A 14,309-nucleotide genomic window follows, 5' to 3' on the forward strand; every position below is an offset into this window, starting at 1 on the left:
ACTACTCGATCACCCGTGCCCGCAAATCGGCATCGGGCACGAAGCAGGCGTCGTATTTCCCAAAGATGCGGTAGCGGTTGTGCGCGATCAGGCCGTACATCGCATTCCGCAGCGGTTTTGGAACGGCGAACAATGCGCGCGTCCAGGCCCAACCGGGCAGGTTCGACAGCACCGTCAACGCCGCGTCTGACTTCATGAACACCTCGCCGCCATGGATCACTGCGTTGGTGTCGGGATCATCGGGATCGATGCCAAATGTCCGCGCCAAATTCGCCCCGTAATCCGACTGGATCGGAGTGAAACGAAACCGCCTCGCCGTGTCGCGCTGAGCCACGAACCGCACCCAGCGCGAGCAGAAGATGCAGACGCCGTCGAACAGAATGACATCGTCGTCGGGCCATTTGCTCATCAGCGATTGTCCAGCATCATTAGCGCCACCAGCATCAGCACAATGGCCGGTCCCGTCTTCACCAGCGCCCCGAGCGGCTCGACCCATAGGTCTGGCGTGAGAATCGCCGCACCGAACATATAGCCGAGCGAGGCGACGATGCCCACGACGAGTCCGACCGCCGCGGTGCGGCGGAAGGCGATCAGCACGCCGATGCTCATGTCCATCAGGCTGGTGCCGATGGTGATGGGGGCGATCAGCGCAGGCGGAAAGTCGTGTGCGCTCAAAATGCCGGCGGCGGCGCGATAGGACACGAACAGCGCGATGAAGCCGGAGACGAGCCAGAACGCGACCAGGCTCGCAAAGATCAGCGCCTTGATCAGGAACAGCCGTGCGAACCATTTGTCCTGGATGGTGGCGGGGTGGCGTCCGATCGTATCGGTCAAAGTCTTTGGCGCGATGCCCGTCGCCGCAATCCATGCGGAGGGATCGCCTCGCACGCCGCGGCGCAGCTCGGCAATGGCGGTGGTGCGCATCGGCGGCATCCAGCCGAGCGCGTTGGCGAGATCGCCGATTTCCGCGCCGAGATCGAGTATCAAGGACGGCAGCGCGAGGCGCGGCCAGCCTGATGTGCCGAAGGCAAGGCGGAACTGCTTGATGACGCCGGCCATCGTGACCGGCTCGGCCTGCATCAGGTCCCAGGTGACGGCCTTCACGGAGGCATCGTCGATCTCGCGCGCCGCGAGCCAGGCAATGGTCGCCGAAATATCCTCGACCGCAACGGGCTGGAACGGCGTTGCCATCACCGCAGCCGGCAGATCGAGCGGGAAGGCGGCGAGCGCGCGGAGCATGGCGCTGCCACCATAGGCTGATGGTGCGACCACGAAGCCGGGCCGCAGGATGGCATGGGGAATGTGGGATGCCGCGATCAACCTCTCGGCCTCGCGCTTGGTCGTGGCGAAGGCGGTGCGATCGGCCTCGGCTGTTCCGGGAATCGAGATGTGCACCAGCCGGATCGCGCGGCCGCTGTCGCCGATCGCCTGAAGCAGACGCGCGACGAAGTCGCGATGCACGGCGTTGGTATCGCTGCCGGGACCATCCTGCAGCACGCCGAGACAGTTCACGACGATATCGGCGGCATGCTCTTTCAAGAGGTGCGTCAGCGCGGCCGCATCGAGCGCGAGGATCGGCCGTTCGATGTCCAGCGCGCTCATCGTCTGCGCCAGCGACAGGCTGCGCGCCACGCCGATGACGCGAAAACCCCGCACGCGCAGATCGTCGGTGACGAAGCGGCCGATCAGGCCGGAGGCGCCGAGCACCAGAATGGTTCGCTGATCCATCGGTGTCCTCAAAACGGCTTTGCGACCATCAGCCAGAGAATGAGCATCGTCGCGCCGAAGCCCGGGAAGCCGAATGCGAACCAGCGGCGGAATAGCACGAAATAGCGCTCCGGAAGCGCGCCGCGCTGCGCGGCCGCCTTGCGCGCGAGATCACGCATCTCGATCTGCATGAAGACGACGGGGACCCAGAACAGGCCCGCGAAAACGTAGAGCGCGAGCGAGGCCAGCAGCCAGCGCTCGGTGACCGGCGTCGCCGAGAGCATCATCAGCAGGCCGCCCGTGAGCGGCTGGAAGATCACGGCCGAGAGTGTGAAGATCGCATCCGCGATCACCACCACCGAGGCCGTGCGTGCGATGAAGCCCGCGTCGCTCGTGCGATGCGCCATCAGCATGAAGAAGGCGATGCCGGTTCCGGTGCCGAGGATGACGATGGCGCCGAGCACATGCAGAAATTTGACCAGGAAATACAGCGTCATGGCTTCTTGGTCGCCGCAGGTTTCGGCAGGTTCAGCGCGCGTTCGAGCTCGCTGCTCGCCGCTTTGACGCCGGCCTCGGTCTCGATCAACCAATGGCCCTCGCTGCCGACGGCCGGCAAGGTGCGGAAGTCGACCTTGCCGCCGCTGCCGTGAAACGCATCCGCAAGGCCCAGCGAAAATGTCGGTGCGAAGTAAGTGTCGTTGGCGGCCACCAGCCAGGTGACGGGAATGTGCGCGGCCTTGCCGAACTCGGCTGCGGCCGCAAGAAGTGTGTGTGGCGCGCAGATCCGGTTGGCTTCGTCATTGGCATGACCGCCGCGTCCGGGCGCAAACACTGTGATCCCCGAGATCGCTTTCGCGTCGGCGCTCGCGAGCGCCAGCGCGCCCCAGCCGCCGGCGGAATGGCCGATCACAACCGCGGCATCCTTGCGGATGAAATCCTGCCTTCGCAGGAATTCCAGCGCGCGCGAAATTTCATCGGCCGTCACACGGCCCGCGCGCAAATAATCCGCGTCATCGCAGCCGCCTTGGTCTTCTGCATAACGGCCGCCGGTCGCGCCGTGGCCGAGTCGCTCCGGCACCAGCACGGCGAAGCCGCGCGTGACGAGAAAGGCTGCGAGCGCACGGTATTCCGGCTGCGGCATTTGCGCGCGACGCAAAACGTTCTGCGTCGAGGCATGCGCGATCAGCGCAAGCCGAAACGGACCGGCGCCGGCGGGCCGAAACAGCAGGGCACGCGCGGCAATATCGGAATCCGGCGAGGGCACGCGCCACTCTTGCCGTCGAAACGGTTCGCCTTCCTCACCCGATCGCCCAAACGTGACCTGCGCGCACAGAGGTGGCGCGGTCAGCAGGGCCAGCAGAGACAGGAGCGCAAGGGTGTTGAAGAGCCGCATGAATTGCCGAAGGCGAACACGGAGAGCGACGACCAAACGAGTTGGCAAGACTAGTTGGAACGAATCAATATTGGCGGACTTTCGCGTTGCCATCGCGGTTCATTGGTTGCTGCAGGGGAGTTTTGCACCGACGCATGGCAGGCCGGTGCCCTTCGAAATGGCGTCTTGTCTTTTTTCGGTACAACATGGTTAAAATACTGATGCACAAAATCCACACGTTAACCGATAATTAACGATAGGTCTTGCCGCCAGCGCGGCGACTTGGTTTGATCGCGCCCATGAGCACAACCCTGATCGAGGTCCGGCCGGCCAAAGCTGCAGATGCAACTGCGGTGGCGTCCACCCATGACGAAGCCTGGCGTTCCGCCTATCAGGGCATCATTCCCGGCGGCGAACTGGAAAAGCTGATCAATCGCCGCGGTCCGCAGTGGTGGGACAGCGCGATCCGCAAGGGCAGCCGCGTCAGCGTGCTGGTGTTCGGCGACAAGATTGCCGGCTACGCCAATTATGGACGCAACCGCGCCCGCAGCCTGCATTTCGATGGCGAGATCTACGAACTCTATTTGCGCCCCGAGTTTCAGGGCCTCGGCTTCGGCCGTCGCCTGTTCACAGCCGCCCGCCGCGACCTGATGCAGAGCGGCCTGAAGAGCATGGTCGTGTGGGCGCTCTCGGACAACGATCCCGCGACCGAGTTCTACCGGGCCCTGGGCGGCCGCATGGTGGCACGCTCCTCGGAGCGTTTCGGGCCGAAGTCGCTCGACAAGGTTGCCTTCGCCTGGACCAACTAAAATTGGACCCATTGAGCTGCTGAAAGCTTAGTCGGCAGCGCTTCCCATCCGTCGATACCGACAGCCTTTTGCGCCGGTGATCGCTGGATTCATTATTTCACAAAAACACGATGGATTGGCGGGCCAAGCCCGCGTATGACAGCGCCAAAATCGCTGCCGGGCGCGATTTATCCTCGGCAACAACGGAGCCTTGAATGCGTATCGATGCGGTCTCGATCGGAAAAAACGTCCCCCACGACGTCAACGTCATCATCGAAGTCCCCGTGGGCGGCGAACCGATCAAATACGAGATGGACAAGGAGGCCGGCACGCTCGTCGTCGACCGCTTCCTCTACACGCCGATGCGTTACCCCGGTAACTACGGCTTCATCCCGCACACGCTGTCGGATGACGGCGATCCCTGCGACGTGCTGATCGTCAACACCCGCGCCATCATCCCCGGTGCCGTCATGAGCGTGCGCCCGGTCGGCGTGCTGTTCATGGAAGACGAAGCCGGCGGCGACGAGAAGATTCTCGCGGTGCCGTCGTCGAAGCTGACGCAGCGCTACGACAAGGTGAAGTCGTACTCCGACCTGCCCGACATCACGCTGCAGCAGATCCAGCACTTCTTCGAGCACTACAAGGATCTCGAACCCGGCAAGTGGGTGAAGATCCTGCGCTGGGGCGGCCCGGAAGACGCGCAGAAGCTGATCCTCGAAGGCATCGAGCGCGAGAAGAAAAAGAAGGGCTGAGCTTTGGTGTCCCGGACGCGATGCGGCACGAAGTGACGCGTCGCAGAGCCGGGACCCAGAATGCCGCGAGCATGGGCCCCGGCTCTGCAGCGCATCGTTACACGCTGCGCTGCGTCCGGGGCACGAGAGATCGAACTACACCGCCGGCCTCTGTAGGCCTGCGATCGCACAGGCCGCGCGCAGCGTATTCACCAGCAGACATGCGACCGTCATCTGGCCGACGCCGCCCGGGACCGGCGTGATCGCGCCCGCCACAGCCAGCGCTTCCTGATAGGCGACGTCGCCGACCAAGCGCGTCTTGCCATCCTCTTTCGGGATGCGGTTGATGCCGATGTCGATCACGGTCGCGCCCGGCTTGATCCAATCACCGCGCACCATCTCCGGCTTGCCCACCGCGGCGTAGACGAGGTCCGCGCGCTTCACGAGCCCCGGCAGATCGCGTGAGCGCGAATGCGCGATGGTCACCGTGGCGTTCTCGTTCAGCAGCAATTGTACCAGCGGACGGCCGACCAGGTTCGAGCGGCCGATGACGATGGCGTTCATGCCCTCGAGCGAGGCGTGCACGCTCTTGGTCAGGATGATCGAGCCGAGCGGCGTGCAGGGCGACAGCGCCTCGAAGCCGCCGGCGAGCCGGCCGGCATTGTTCGGATGCAGGCCGTCGACGTCCTTGGCGGGATCGATGGCATTGATGACAGCCTCGGTGTTCAGGCCCTTCGGCAGCGGGAGCTGCACCAGAATGCCGTGGACGGCGGGATCGCGGTTGAGCTTGGCGACGACCGCCAACAGATCCGCTTGCGAGACGTCAGCGGGCAGCTTGTGCTCGAACGAGGCCATGCCGGCCGCCTGGGTCTGGGTATGCTTGGAGCGGACATAGACTTCGCTGGCGGGGTCGTTGCCGACCAGCACCACCGCGAGGCCCGGCACCAGATGATGGTCGCGCTTGACGCGGGCGACCTCGTCAGCGACGCGACCACGAAGTTCCGCAGCGATGATTTTTCCATCGATGATCTTGGCCGTCATGTCAGTTCCCTCAGTCTGTCGATTTGGCTGACGCCAGCCTGCGCAGGGCCTCGCCAAGCCGCGCCGGATCGCCGCCGACCGCGATCTGCTTCAGCCGCGAGGTGGCACCGGATAGCAGCTTTACATTGGCCTTGGGCACGCCAAGCGCTGTCGCCAGCAGCACCAGAACGGCCTTGTTGGCTTCGCCGCCATCGGCGATCGCGCGCACCCGCACCTTGAGCACGCTGCGGCCATCGGCCAGCTGTTCGATCCCGTCGATGTCGTCGCGGCCGCCCCGCGGCGTCACGCGCAATGCGATGCTTATTCCTGCGGCCGCGTAGCGCCAGGGTTCCCTCGGGGCAACCAATACGCTCCCGCCTGCTCAGATCACGTTCGGATAGATGTAGTACAAAATCACCCGCTCGATGAACATGATCAGCAGGATCAGGATGATCGGCGAGATGTCGAGGCCGCCGAGGCTCGGCAGGAAATTGCGAATCGGTGCCAGCACCGGCTCGGTGATCCGGTACAGGAACTCCGCCACCGCCGAAACGAACTGGTTGCGGGTGTTCACGACGTTGAAGGCGATCAGCCAGGACAGGATCGCGGAGGCGATCAGCAGCCAGACGTAGAGGTCGAGCACGATGATGACGATGTCGAGAACGGCACGCATGATTTTTGCAGACTCTGGCTTTTAAGGACTCTGGCTTTTGAAACGCTGGCTGCGGTCAGGATTGACGCCTTTTGCTAGATATCGGTTCCCCCCCGCCCAAACAAGGGAAGTCGGTGCCGGAATGGCTAAAACCGGGTTACACCCGTCCTTGACTTGACCTTGGCGGGGACTTAAATGGCGCCCGGTTGTCGGCCGCATTCACCAGAGCGGCCAGCAAAGGGGCCATAGCTCAGCTGGGAGAGCGCGTCGTTCGCAATGACGAGGTCGGCGGTTCGATCCCGCCTGGCTCCACCACGCTTCGCCCTTCGGGCTACGCGTGGCGCAGCCGCGCGGAGCCCGAAGGACGAAACGTGGTGTCCGGCGAAGCCCGCAGGGCGAAGACGGACTGCCCCTCGAAAATCCCCCTACTTCCCCGTAAACCGCGGCGGCCGCTTCTCCATGAAGCTCGCCACACCCTCCCTGAAATCACTTCCGTTCAGCGCCACCATCATCTCGCGATTCGCCTCGATGGTCGCCTCGGCCAGCGTCTGGAACGGGACGTCGTAGAGCTGCCGCTTGATCACGGCCATCGCGCTCGGAGAAACCATCTCCGCGAGGTCGCGCGCGTAGGCGTAAGTCTCCTCGCGCAGTTTCTCCGGCGAGTAGAGCCGGTTGACCAGGCCGATCCGCAGCGCCTCTTCGCTTCCCACACGCCGGGCCGACAGCAACAGATCCATCGCGTTGGCGTGGCCGACGATGTGCGGCAGCATCCACGACATGCCGTGCTCGGCGATCAGCCCGCGCCGCGCGAAGGCGGTGGTGAACACCGTGTTGTCGGCGGCAAAGCGCAGGTCGCAATAGAGCGCGTGGACGAGGCCGATGCCGGCGGTCGCGCCGTTGAGCATCGCGATGACAGGTTTGCCGATCGACGGATAGAAGCCGTAGCGCGTCTGCCAGTCCGGCCGGCGGTTCATGTCGAACGGCGGCAAATTCGACGCGCGCCTGACGTCGTTGGGATCGAGCCCTTTCAGCGCGTCCATGTCGGCACCGGCGCAGAAGCCGCGGCCCGCGCCTGTCAGCACGATGACGCGAACATTGTCGTCGGCGCTCGAGGCTTCCATCGCATGGCGCACGTCGCGCTCCATGATCGGCGTCCATGCGTTCATGCGATCAGGGCGGTTGAGCGTGATGGTCGCGATCTTGTCGCTGACGTCGTAGAGAATGTGTTCATAGGCCATGACGCTCTCCCTGTGCTGCCGGCACGCGTTCGCGCGCGCTCGTTGGCAGAGAGCCTAGCATATCCGGGGATGAGACAACGGCTTGCGTGGAGGCGCGATTACTCGGCGGCTTGCGCCAGCACCGGCCGGCGCGCCAGCCAGCCGTCGATGAAATGATCGAGCCAGGCGCGTTCGGCCGTATCGTAGACGGCACGCTCCGCAAAATGATGATGCCGCTCGCGCGCGCCGGGCGCGCTGAGGCCGTCATAACCGCGCGTGGTCCAGCAATGCATCATCGCGTAAGTCACGTCGGGATGAAACTGCACGCCGAACGCGTTGCCGGTGCGGAACGCCTGCACCGGGAAATCATCGCCTTCCGCAAGCAATTCGGCACCGACAGGCAACTGAAATCCTTCGCGATGCCAGTGATAGACCTGCGCCGGCCAGTCCGGGCACAGCGCGTGGCCCGCGGCGGTCGGGCGGATCGGATAGTAGCCGATCTGGGTCAGCGCCTCCGCATGCGGCGCAACGCGCGCGCCGAGCTGCATCGCGAGCATCTGCGCACCGAGGCAGATGCCGAGGAACGGCCGCTGTTCGCGGAGCGGAATTTCGATCCAGTCGATCTCGCGGCGGATGTAGTCGTCGGAATCATTGGCGCTCATCGGGCCGCCGAAGAACACGGCGCCGGCATGTTGATCAAGCGTCTCGGGCAGGGGATCGCCGAAGCGGGGACGGCGGATGTCGAGACGATGGCCGAGCGCACGCAATGCATTGCCGACGCGGCCGGGTGTCGAGGATTCCTGATGCAGGACGATCAGAACCGGCAACCGGTTTTCGGAGGCGGCGACGCTTGGCGCCCTCTTTCGGAAGGGCACCACCTCTGCGCTACCAAACCTGTTCGTCCGGAACGACATGGTCTCTGCGAGTGCTATCGGTTCAGACCGCGAGCATACCTAAGCGATCGTTAATTTCGTGTGAGTTTGCGCACACACGCCCGATATTGAAGCAAGCTCCGGGCCATGACGGACACCGAGGCTTTCTTCAGTGCCTCTGCCGCTGAAACCGGCTGGTGGCGGCCAGGATGAAGCCGCGCGGGAAGAATCGCAGCGCGAATGGCACGATCTTGATACCGAGACCCGGCAGCACTGCCCGTTTGTTGGCCATCAGGCCGCGATAGGCCTGCTCTGCGACGACGGAGGCCGGCACATTGAGAAGGGCGGTATCATGGCCGGACCCGACGCCGGCACGCGCCTGAAATTCGGTGGGCACCGGACCCGGGCAAAGCACGGTGACGCGAACGCCGCGCGGCGCGAGCTCCGCGCGCAAGGCCTCGGTGAGGGAAATGACATAGGCCTTGGATGCGTAGTAGACGGCCATGCCGGGGCCGGGCAGAAAACCGGCGACCGATCCGACATTGAGAAGACCGCCCTTGTTTCTGATCAGCTGATCGGCAAAGCGCAGCGACAGGTCCGTCAGGGCGCGGACGTTGACATCGACGATGCCGACCTGTTCGCAGCGGTCGCGCTCGATGGCATCGCCGAATACGCCGAAGCCGGCATTGTTGACGAGATTGTCGAGCTCGACGCCTTCGGCCGCGAGCGCTGCGGCGATCTTCTCGCCGGCATCGGCGTCCTGGAGATCGCAGGCGATCACGATCGGCTTCTTGCCGCCCTTCGCCGCAAGCTCGTTTGCGAGCGCTTCCAGCCGCTCCGCCCGCCGCGCCGTCAGCGCGAGACGATGCCCGTTGGCGGCGAACACACGCGCCAGCTCCGTGCCGATGCCCGCCGAGGCACCGGTGATCAACGTTACCCGCTCAGTCACGATGGAAGTCTCTTGAATTGAAGTTTTTTGGCCCCGCAATGACGGAACGAGAGCATAAGCCATGCGCGACAGGCAAGCGGCGCTGGCAGCATGGCCGCTTGAGCGGGCAGCAGGGAGAGCGTGAAAAGCCGGGATTTCAGGCGAATCCGGAACCCGGGCGCCGGCAAGACCACATTAAAGTTTCGTCATGTGGTCCGCACAACCGGCAGTAAGGCCGCGTTGGGTGGCTCAACCGCCAACAGCGTTGTCCTTGACCTGACCGGCGGCACGGTCCGCGACCGCATGCTTCAGGTCGATCCGGTCGCGCTGGGAAATCCCGAGCAGGTCGGAGGCGCGCCAGACCACGTTGTCCTCGAACTCGGTGACCTGGCCGTCGGCATAGACCAGCTCCCACATCATCTGGACGATGCGCTTGCGGCCCTCTTCGTCGAGCGAGCGCATGATGACGCTGGTGAAATGATAGAGGTCGACCGCCTCGCCCTCGACCTGGGTCGCATCGGCGATCAGGCGAGCCGCGGTGCCGCGATCGAGCCCGAAATGACTTTCGATGAGGGCGTGCAGCTTGCGCTGCTCGGTCGCCGTCGGCTGGCCGTCCAGCGAAACGACGTGAACCAGCAGCGCGGTTGCCGCCAGCCGGTAATCGCTGTCGCCGAATGCGCGATCCCCGGCCTGGGGAGCAACAATGTCGGCGATAAACTGGCGCAGGCCGTCGAGCATAGGGTCCTACCGAAATCGATGACGCCGCGGAGGCGCGGCGGCTACCAGCATTATATGAGCAGGAAACTCAACCGGTGCAATGTGCGTCAGTTCCGCGCGCGTATTACGTTTCGGCAATCTGGGCGCTCTTTATGCCGTCATGGCCGGGCCTGTCCCGGCCATGACGACGAAAGTTGCAGCACGCATCCATTTCCACAACGTCATTGCTTCGTCGCAAGGGCTCCTCGCAATGACGAGGCGAGAGAGCGAGCCCCTCACTTCTTCTCGTAAATATCCTTGTACGTGTCGCGCAAGATGTTCTTCTGCACCTTGCCCATGGTGTTGCGCGGCAGCTCGTCGACGACGAAGACGCGCTTGGGCATCTTGAACTTGGCGATGCGGCCGTCGAGCGCCCTCAGCACTGCGGCTTCGCTGACATCGGCGCCCTTGTTGCAGACCAGCACGGCGGTGACGCCTTCGCCGAAATCGGCATGCGGCACGCCGATCACGGCGGACTCGACCACGCCGGGCATGGCGTCGATCTCGCTCTCGATTTCCTTGGGATAGACGTTGAAGCCGCCGGAGATCACGAGGTCCTTGCCGCGGCCGAGGATGTGAACGTAGCCCCTGTCGTCGATCTTGCCGAGATCGCCGGTGATGAAGAAGCCGTCGGGCCGGAATTCGGACTTGGTCTTCTCCGGCATGCGCCAATAGCCTTTGAATACGTTCGGGCCCTTCACCTCGATCATGCCGATCTCTTCGCGCGGCAGCTCCTTGGCCGTTTCAGGGTCGGTCACGCGCACGGAGACGCCGGGGAGGGGAAAGCCGACCGCGCCGGGCACGCGATCGCCGTCATACGGGTTCGACGTGTTCATGTTGGTCTCGGTCATGCCGTAGCGCTCGAGCACGGCATGGCCCGTGCGCGCCGACCATTCGCGATGGGTTTCGGCCAGCAGCGGCGCCGAGCCCGAGATGAACAGTCGCATATGCTTGGTCGTCTCGCGCGACAGCGCGGTGTTCTGGAGCAGGCGCGTGTAGAACGTCGGCACGCCCATCAGCACGGTCGCGCGCGCCATCAGCTTGATGATCAGATCCGGATCGAGCTTCGGCAGGAAGATCATCGACGCGCGCGCGAACAGCGTCACGTTGGTCGCCACGAACAGGCCGTGGGTGTGGTAGATCGGCAGCGCGTGGATCAGCACGTCCTTGTCGGTGAAGCGCCAGTAGCCGACCAGCGAGAGCGAGTTCGACGCGAGATTGTCGTGCGTCAGCATCGCGCCCTTGGAGCGCCCGGTGGTGCCCGAGGTGTAGAGGATCGCGGCGAGATCGTCGTTCGCCCGCGGCACGGTCGCGAATTCGTGGCTCGCCTTGTCGGCGGCTTCCGTCAGCGAGCCCTTGCCGTCGGGTCCGAGCGTCTCGACCTTGGCCTTCACCTTGGCGGCGATCGGGGCGAGCCCTTCGGCCTTGGAGGGATCGCAGACCACCAGCGACGGCTCAGCATCGCCGATGAAGTAATCGAGCTCGTTCAGCGTATAGGCGGTGTTGAGCGGCAGATAGACCGCGCCGGCCCGCACGGTGCCGAGATACAGCACGATATTGGCGACGGATTTCTCGACCTGCACCGCCACGCGGTCGCCGGGCTTCACGCCGCGCGCGACCAGCACATTCGCCATCTGGCCTGCCCGCGCGATCAGATCGCCATAGCTGATATGGACGCCGTCCTGCGTCTCGATGGCGAGGCGTCGGGGATCGTCGAGGCCATCGAACAGGCGGGAAAACAGATTGGCGTTGGCAACTTGGTTCATGCAAGATTTCCTCGACCGCAAAGCAACAAGGCCGGTCAAAACCGAGGGCTGGATTAGCAAAAACCGCCCCAATGAAGCAACGGAGACAGTTTGCATGACCAAAGTTGGGAAACGCGTAGCCTGGGTGACGGGCGGCGGCAGCGGGATCGGGGAAGCCGGCGCGGAGGCATTGGCCGCCGACGGTTGGACGGTGGTGGTATCCGGCCGCCGCAAGGACGCCCTGGATACCGTGGTGGCCAAGATCGCCGGGGCGGGCGGGGCAGCCGAGGCCATCGCGCTGGACGTGGCCAGCGCGGACCAGGCTCAGAAAGCGGCCGATCACATCGTCGCGACGCATGGCCGGATCGACCTGCTCGTGAACAATGCCGGCATCAATGTCCCCAAGCGGAGCTGGAAGGACATGGAACTGGATGGCTGGGACCAACTGGTCCAGGTCAATCTCAACGGCGTGCTCTATTGCATGCGCGCGGTGCTGCCGACGATGCGCAAGCAGCAGGACGGCTCGATCATCAACGTCTCGTCCTGGGCCGGCCGTCACGTCTCGAAGATGCCCGGCCCGGCCTACACCACCACCAAACATGCGGTGCTGGCGCTGACCCATTCCTTCAACATGGACGAATGCGTCAACGGCCTGCGCGCCTGCTGCCTGATGCCGGGCGAGGTGGCGACGCCGATCCTGAAACTCCGCCCAGTGGTGCCGAGCGAGGCGGAGCAAGCGAAGATGCTGCAATCCGAAGATCTCGGCCGCACCATCGCGTTCATCGCCTCGATGCCGCCGCGCGTCTGCATCAACGAGCTCCTGATCAGCCCGACGCATAATCGCGGATTCATTCAGACGCCGAACAACAGGGATTGAGACGCGCGCGCGACAATCTCCGCTCGTCGTCCCGGGGCGCGACGCAGTCGCGAGCCCGGGACGACAGCCGAGTGTGTCGCGCGCGCTCACACACGAACACCCCGCCCCATAGTTTCACGCATCACGATAAATTATTTCCCGAAACCACTTCGCGAAACCTCCCGTAGTTCGGTGCAACGACGCGCTACTGCTTCACGTCAAACTGTCGCAGGCGCCGTTGTTGCCCAACGCAAACGCCGGCCCATGCCGGTCACAATTCAATCGGGAGATCCTCCATGTCGAAGCGTATTGCCTATCTCGCCGCCGCCGCTTTCAGCGCGCTCGCCATCACCGCGACCGTGGTCGCGCCTGTCCGCGCCGAGGAGAAGACCGTCATGGTCGGCGGCGCCGCGATGTTCCCGTCCAAGAACATCGTGCAGAACGCGGTCAACTCGAAGGACCACACCACGCTGGTCGCGGCGGTGAAGGCAGCCGGCCTCGTGCAGACGCTGGAAAGCAAGGGCCCGTTCACGGTGTTCGCGCCGACCAACGCCGCCTTCGGCAAGCTGCCGGCCGGCACCGTCGACACCCTGGTCAAGCCTGAGAACAAGGCGACGCTGACCAAGATCCTCACCTACCATGTCGTGCCCGGCAAGCTCGAGGCCTCCGACCTCACCGACGGCAAGAAGATGAAGACCGCCGAAGGCGAAGAGCTGACCGTGAAGAAGCAGGACGGCAAGGTCTGGATCGTCGACGCCAAGGGCGGCACCTCGATGGTGACGATCTCCAACGTCAACCAGTCGAACGGCGTGATCCATGTGGTCGACACCGTGCTGATGCCGGCGACGTAACACCGCGCGCCCCAGTTTAGTCCCACGACGGGGACGAGCGGCAAGGCGAGCCGGGGCAACCCGGCTCGCTTTATTGTGACCGGGATAGCCCCGAGGCATCGATTCGATGCCGCACGGGGCGTAACGAAGGCGGAAGCAACGGCGTATACTCTCTGTCACGCGACGTTCAGGACGGAACCATCATGTCGAGCCTCACAGCCACCGACGAGCAGGTCAGCGCCACGCGAGCCAAAGTGATCCAGCCGGCCTGGGTTCGGATCATGCACTGGGTCAACGCATTTGCCATGATCCTGATGATCCTGTCGGGCTGGCAGATCTACAACGCCTCGCCGCTGTTCGGCTTCAGCTTTCCCCGCGAGTATACGCTCGGCGGCTGGCTCGGCGGCGGCCTGCTCTGGCATTTTGCGGCGATGTGGCTGCTGATGATCAACGGCCTCGCCTATCTCGTCACCGGCATCGCCACCGGACGTTTCCGCAAGAAGCTGCTGCCGATCACGCCGGCCGGCGTGCTCCACGACGTCAGGGCGGCCCTGACCTTCAAGCTCGGCCATGACGACCTCACCGTCTACAATTACGTCCAGCGCGTGCTCTATGCCGGCATCATCCTGGTCGGCGTGCTGATCGTGCTCTCGGGCCTGGGCATGTGGAAGCCGGTGCAGCTCTATTATCTCGTGATGCTGTTCGGCGATTATCCGACCGCGCGCTACGTGCACTTCTTCTGCATGGCCGCGAGCTGCGCCTTCCTCGTCATTCACGTTTTGCTCGCGCTGCTGGTGCCGAAGAGCCTGCGCGCGATGATCATTGGCCGCTGATA

Annotated in this window: 17 protein-coding genes and 1 tRNA gene; 6 read left to right on the top strand and 12 right to left on the bottom strand. The window is 64.2% G+C overall.

The window, feature by feature from the left end:
- Nucleotide 1: 1 nt before the first annotated feature.
- From AB7532_RS01580 to AB7532_RS01595, 4 genes are read right to left on the bottom strand one after another with little or no spacing between them, the layout of a single operon-like run.
- Nucleotides 2–409 (bottom strand): thiol-disulfide oxidoreductase DCC family protein, encoded by a 408-nt coding sequence (locus AB7532_RS01580; RefSeq protein ID WP_441233088.1) that lies wholly within the window; start codon nucleotides 407–409, stop codon nucleotides 2–4.
- On the bottom strand, nucleotides 409–1,728 hold the full coding sequence (locus tag AB7532_RS01585; RefSeq protein ID WP_441233089.1) for an SDR family oxidoreductase: 1,320 nt from the start codon (nucleotides 1,726–1,728) through the stop codon (nucleotides 409–411). Before AB7532_RS01585 ends, AB7532_RS01580 begins: the two co-directional genes overlap by 1 nt.
- 8 nt (nucleotides 1,729–1,736) lie before the next feature.
- Entirely contained in the window at nucleotides 1,737–2,204 is a 468-nt protein-coding gene (locus tag AB7532_RS01590) for a DUF2269 family protein (RefSeq protein ID WP_441233090.1), read from the bottom strand.
- Nucleotides 2,201–3,100, bottom strand: coding sequence for a dienelactone hydrolase family protein (locus AB7532_RS01595; RefSeq protein WP_441233091.1), 900 nt, complete (start codon nucleotides 3,098–3,100; stop codon nucleotides 2,201–2,203). Before AB7532_RS01595 ends, AB7532_RS01590 begins: the two co-directional genes overlap by 4 nt.
- A gap of 278 nt (nucleotides 3,101–3,378) precedes the next feature.
- Here AB7532_RS01595 and AB7532_RS01600 point away from each other — a divergent pair, with 278 nt between their 5' ends.
- Entirely contained in the window at nucleotides 3,379–3,888 is a 510-nt protein-coding gene (locus AB7532_RS01600) for a GNAT family N-acetyltransferase (protein ID WP_014490714.1), read from the top strand.
- A 194-nt stretch (nucleotides 3,889–4,082) separates the two neighbouring features.
- Nucleotides 4,083–4,619 carry an inorganic diphosphatase gene (ppa, locus tag AB7532_RS01605; protein ID WP_441233092.1) on the top strand — a complete coding sequence of 179 codons (537 nt, stop codon included), beginning with the start codon at nucleotides 4,083–4,085 and terminating at the stop codon, nucleotides 4,617–4,619.
- A gap of 135 nt (nucleotides 4,620–4,754) precedes the next feature.
- On the opposite strand, the gene folD is transcribed toward ppa, so the two are convergent.
- The 3 genes from folD to AB7532_RS01620 are packed head-to-tail and all read right to left on the bottom strand — an operon-like array spanning nucleotide 4,755 to nucleotide 6,291.
- Nucleotides 4,755–5,639, bottom strand: a complete 885-nt coding sequence (gene folD, locus AB7532_RS01610; RefSeq protein WP_441233093.1) for a bifunctional methylenetetrahydrofolate dehydrogenase/methenyltetrahydrofolate cyclohydrolase FolD — start codon at nucleotides 5,637–5,639, stop codon at nucleotides 4,755–4,757.
- A 10-nt stretch (nucleotides 5,640–5,649) separates the two neighbouring features.
- The gene (locus AB7532_RS01615) at nucleotides 5,650–5,985 is read right to left on the bottom strand and encodes a DUF167 domain-containing protein (RefSeq protein ID WP_441233094.1); all 336 of its coding nucleotides are present in this window, start codon (nucleotides 5,983–5,985) and stop codon (nucleotides 5,650–5,652) included.
- Between the two features lie 15 nt (nucleotides 5,986–6,000).
- Nucleotides 6,001–6,291, bottom strand: coding sequence for a YggT family protein (locus tag AB7532_RS01620; protein WP_007598721.1), 291 nt, complete (start codon nucleotides 6,289–6,291; stop codon nucleotides 6,001–6,003).
- Between the two features lie 218 nt (nucleotides 6,292–6,509).
- On the opposite strand from AB7532_RS01620, the gene AB7532_RS01625 reads away from it, so the two are divergent.
- Nucleotides 6,510–6,585 (top strand) — tRNA-Ala (locus AB7532_RS01625).
- 110 nt (nucleotides 6,586–6,695) lie between these two features.
- Here AB7532_RS01625 and AB7532_RS01630 read toward each other — a convergent pair.
- From AB7532_RS01630 to AB7532_RS01650, 5 genes are all read right to left on the bottom strand, one after another.
- Nucleotides 6,696–7,508, bottom strand: a complete 813-nt coding sequence (locus AB7532_RS01630; protein WP_441233095.1) for an enoyl-CoA hydratase — start codon at nucleotides 7,506–7,508, stop codon at nucleotides 6,696–6,698.
- 98 nt (nucleotides 7,509–7,606) lie between these two features.
- Nucleotides 7,607–8,401: a glutamine amidotransferase gene (locus tag AB7532_RS01635; RefSeq protein ID WP_441233096.1), complete on the bottom strand. Its 795-nt coding sequence runs from the start codon at nucleotides 8,399–8,401 to the stop codon at nucleotides 7,607–7,609.
- Between the two features lie 127 nt (nucleotides 8,402–8,528).
- On the bottom strand, nucleotides 8,529–9,308 hold the full coding sequence (locus AB7532_RS01640; RefSeq protein ID WP_441233097.1) for an SDR family NAD(P)-dependent oxidoreductase: 780 nt from the start codon (nucleotides 9,306–9,308) through the stop codon (nucleotides 8,529–8,531).
- A gap of 228 nt (nucleotides 9,309–9,536) precedes the next feature.
- Entirely contained in the window at nucleotides 9,537–10,025 is a 489-nt protein-coding gene (locus AB7532_RS01645; RefSeq protein ID WP_441233098.1) for a TerB family tellurite resistance protein, read from the bottom strand.
- Between the two features lie 254 nt (nucleotides 10,026–10,279).
- Complete coding sequence (locus AB7532_RS01650) at nucleotides 10,280–11,809, bottom strand: malonate--CoA ligase (protein WP_441233099.1); 1,530 nt, start codon at nucleotides 11,807–11,809, stop codon at nucleotides 10,280–10,282.
- A gap of 94 nt (nucleotides 11,810–11,903) precedes the next feature.
- Between AB7532_RS01650 and AB7532_RS01655 the strand changes: the two genes are divergently transcribed.
- From AB7532_RS01655 to AB7532_RS01665, 3 genes are all read left to right on the top strand, one after another.
- Complete coding sequence (locus AB7532_RS01655; protein WP_441233100.1) at nucleotides 11,904–12,665, top strand: SDR family oxidoreductase; 762 nt, start codon at nucleotides 11,904–11,906, stop codon at nucleotides 12,663–12,665.
- Nucleotides 12,666–12,940: 275 nt separating this feature from the next.
- The gene (locus tag AB7532_RS01660; RefSeq protein WP_441233101.1) at nucleotides 12,941–13,495 is read left to right on the top strand and encodes a fasciclin domain-containing protein; all 555 of its coding nucleotides are present in this window, start codon (nucleotides 12,941–12,943) and stop codon (nucleotides 13,493–13,495) included.
- 182 nt (nucleotides 13,496–13,677) lie between these two features.
- The gene (locus tag AB7532_RS01665; protein ID WP_441233102.1) at nucleotides 13,678–14,307 is read left to right on the top strand and encodes a cytochrome b/b6 domain-containing protein; all 630 of its coding nucleotides are present in this window, start codon (nucleotides 13,678–13,680) and stop codon (nucleotides 14,305–14,307) included.
- The last annotated feature ends 2 nt before the right edge of the window (nucleotides 14,308–14,309 follow it).

Origin of the sequence: Bradyrhizobium sp. 930_D9_N1_4 (assembly GCF_052076015.1) — a bacterium.
Taxonomy (GTDB): domain Bacteria; phylum Pseudomonadota; class Alphaproteobacteria; order Rhizobiales; family Xanthobacteraceae; genus Bradyrhizobium.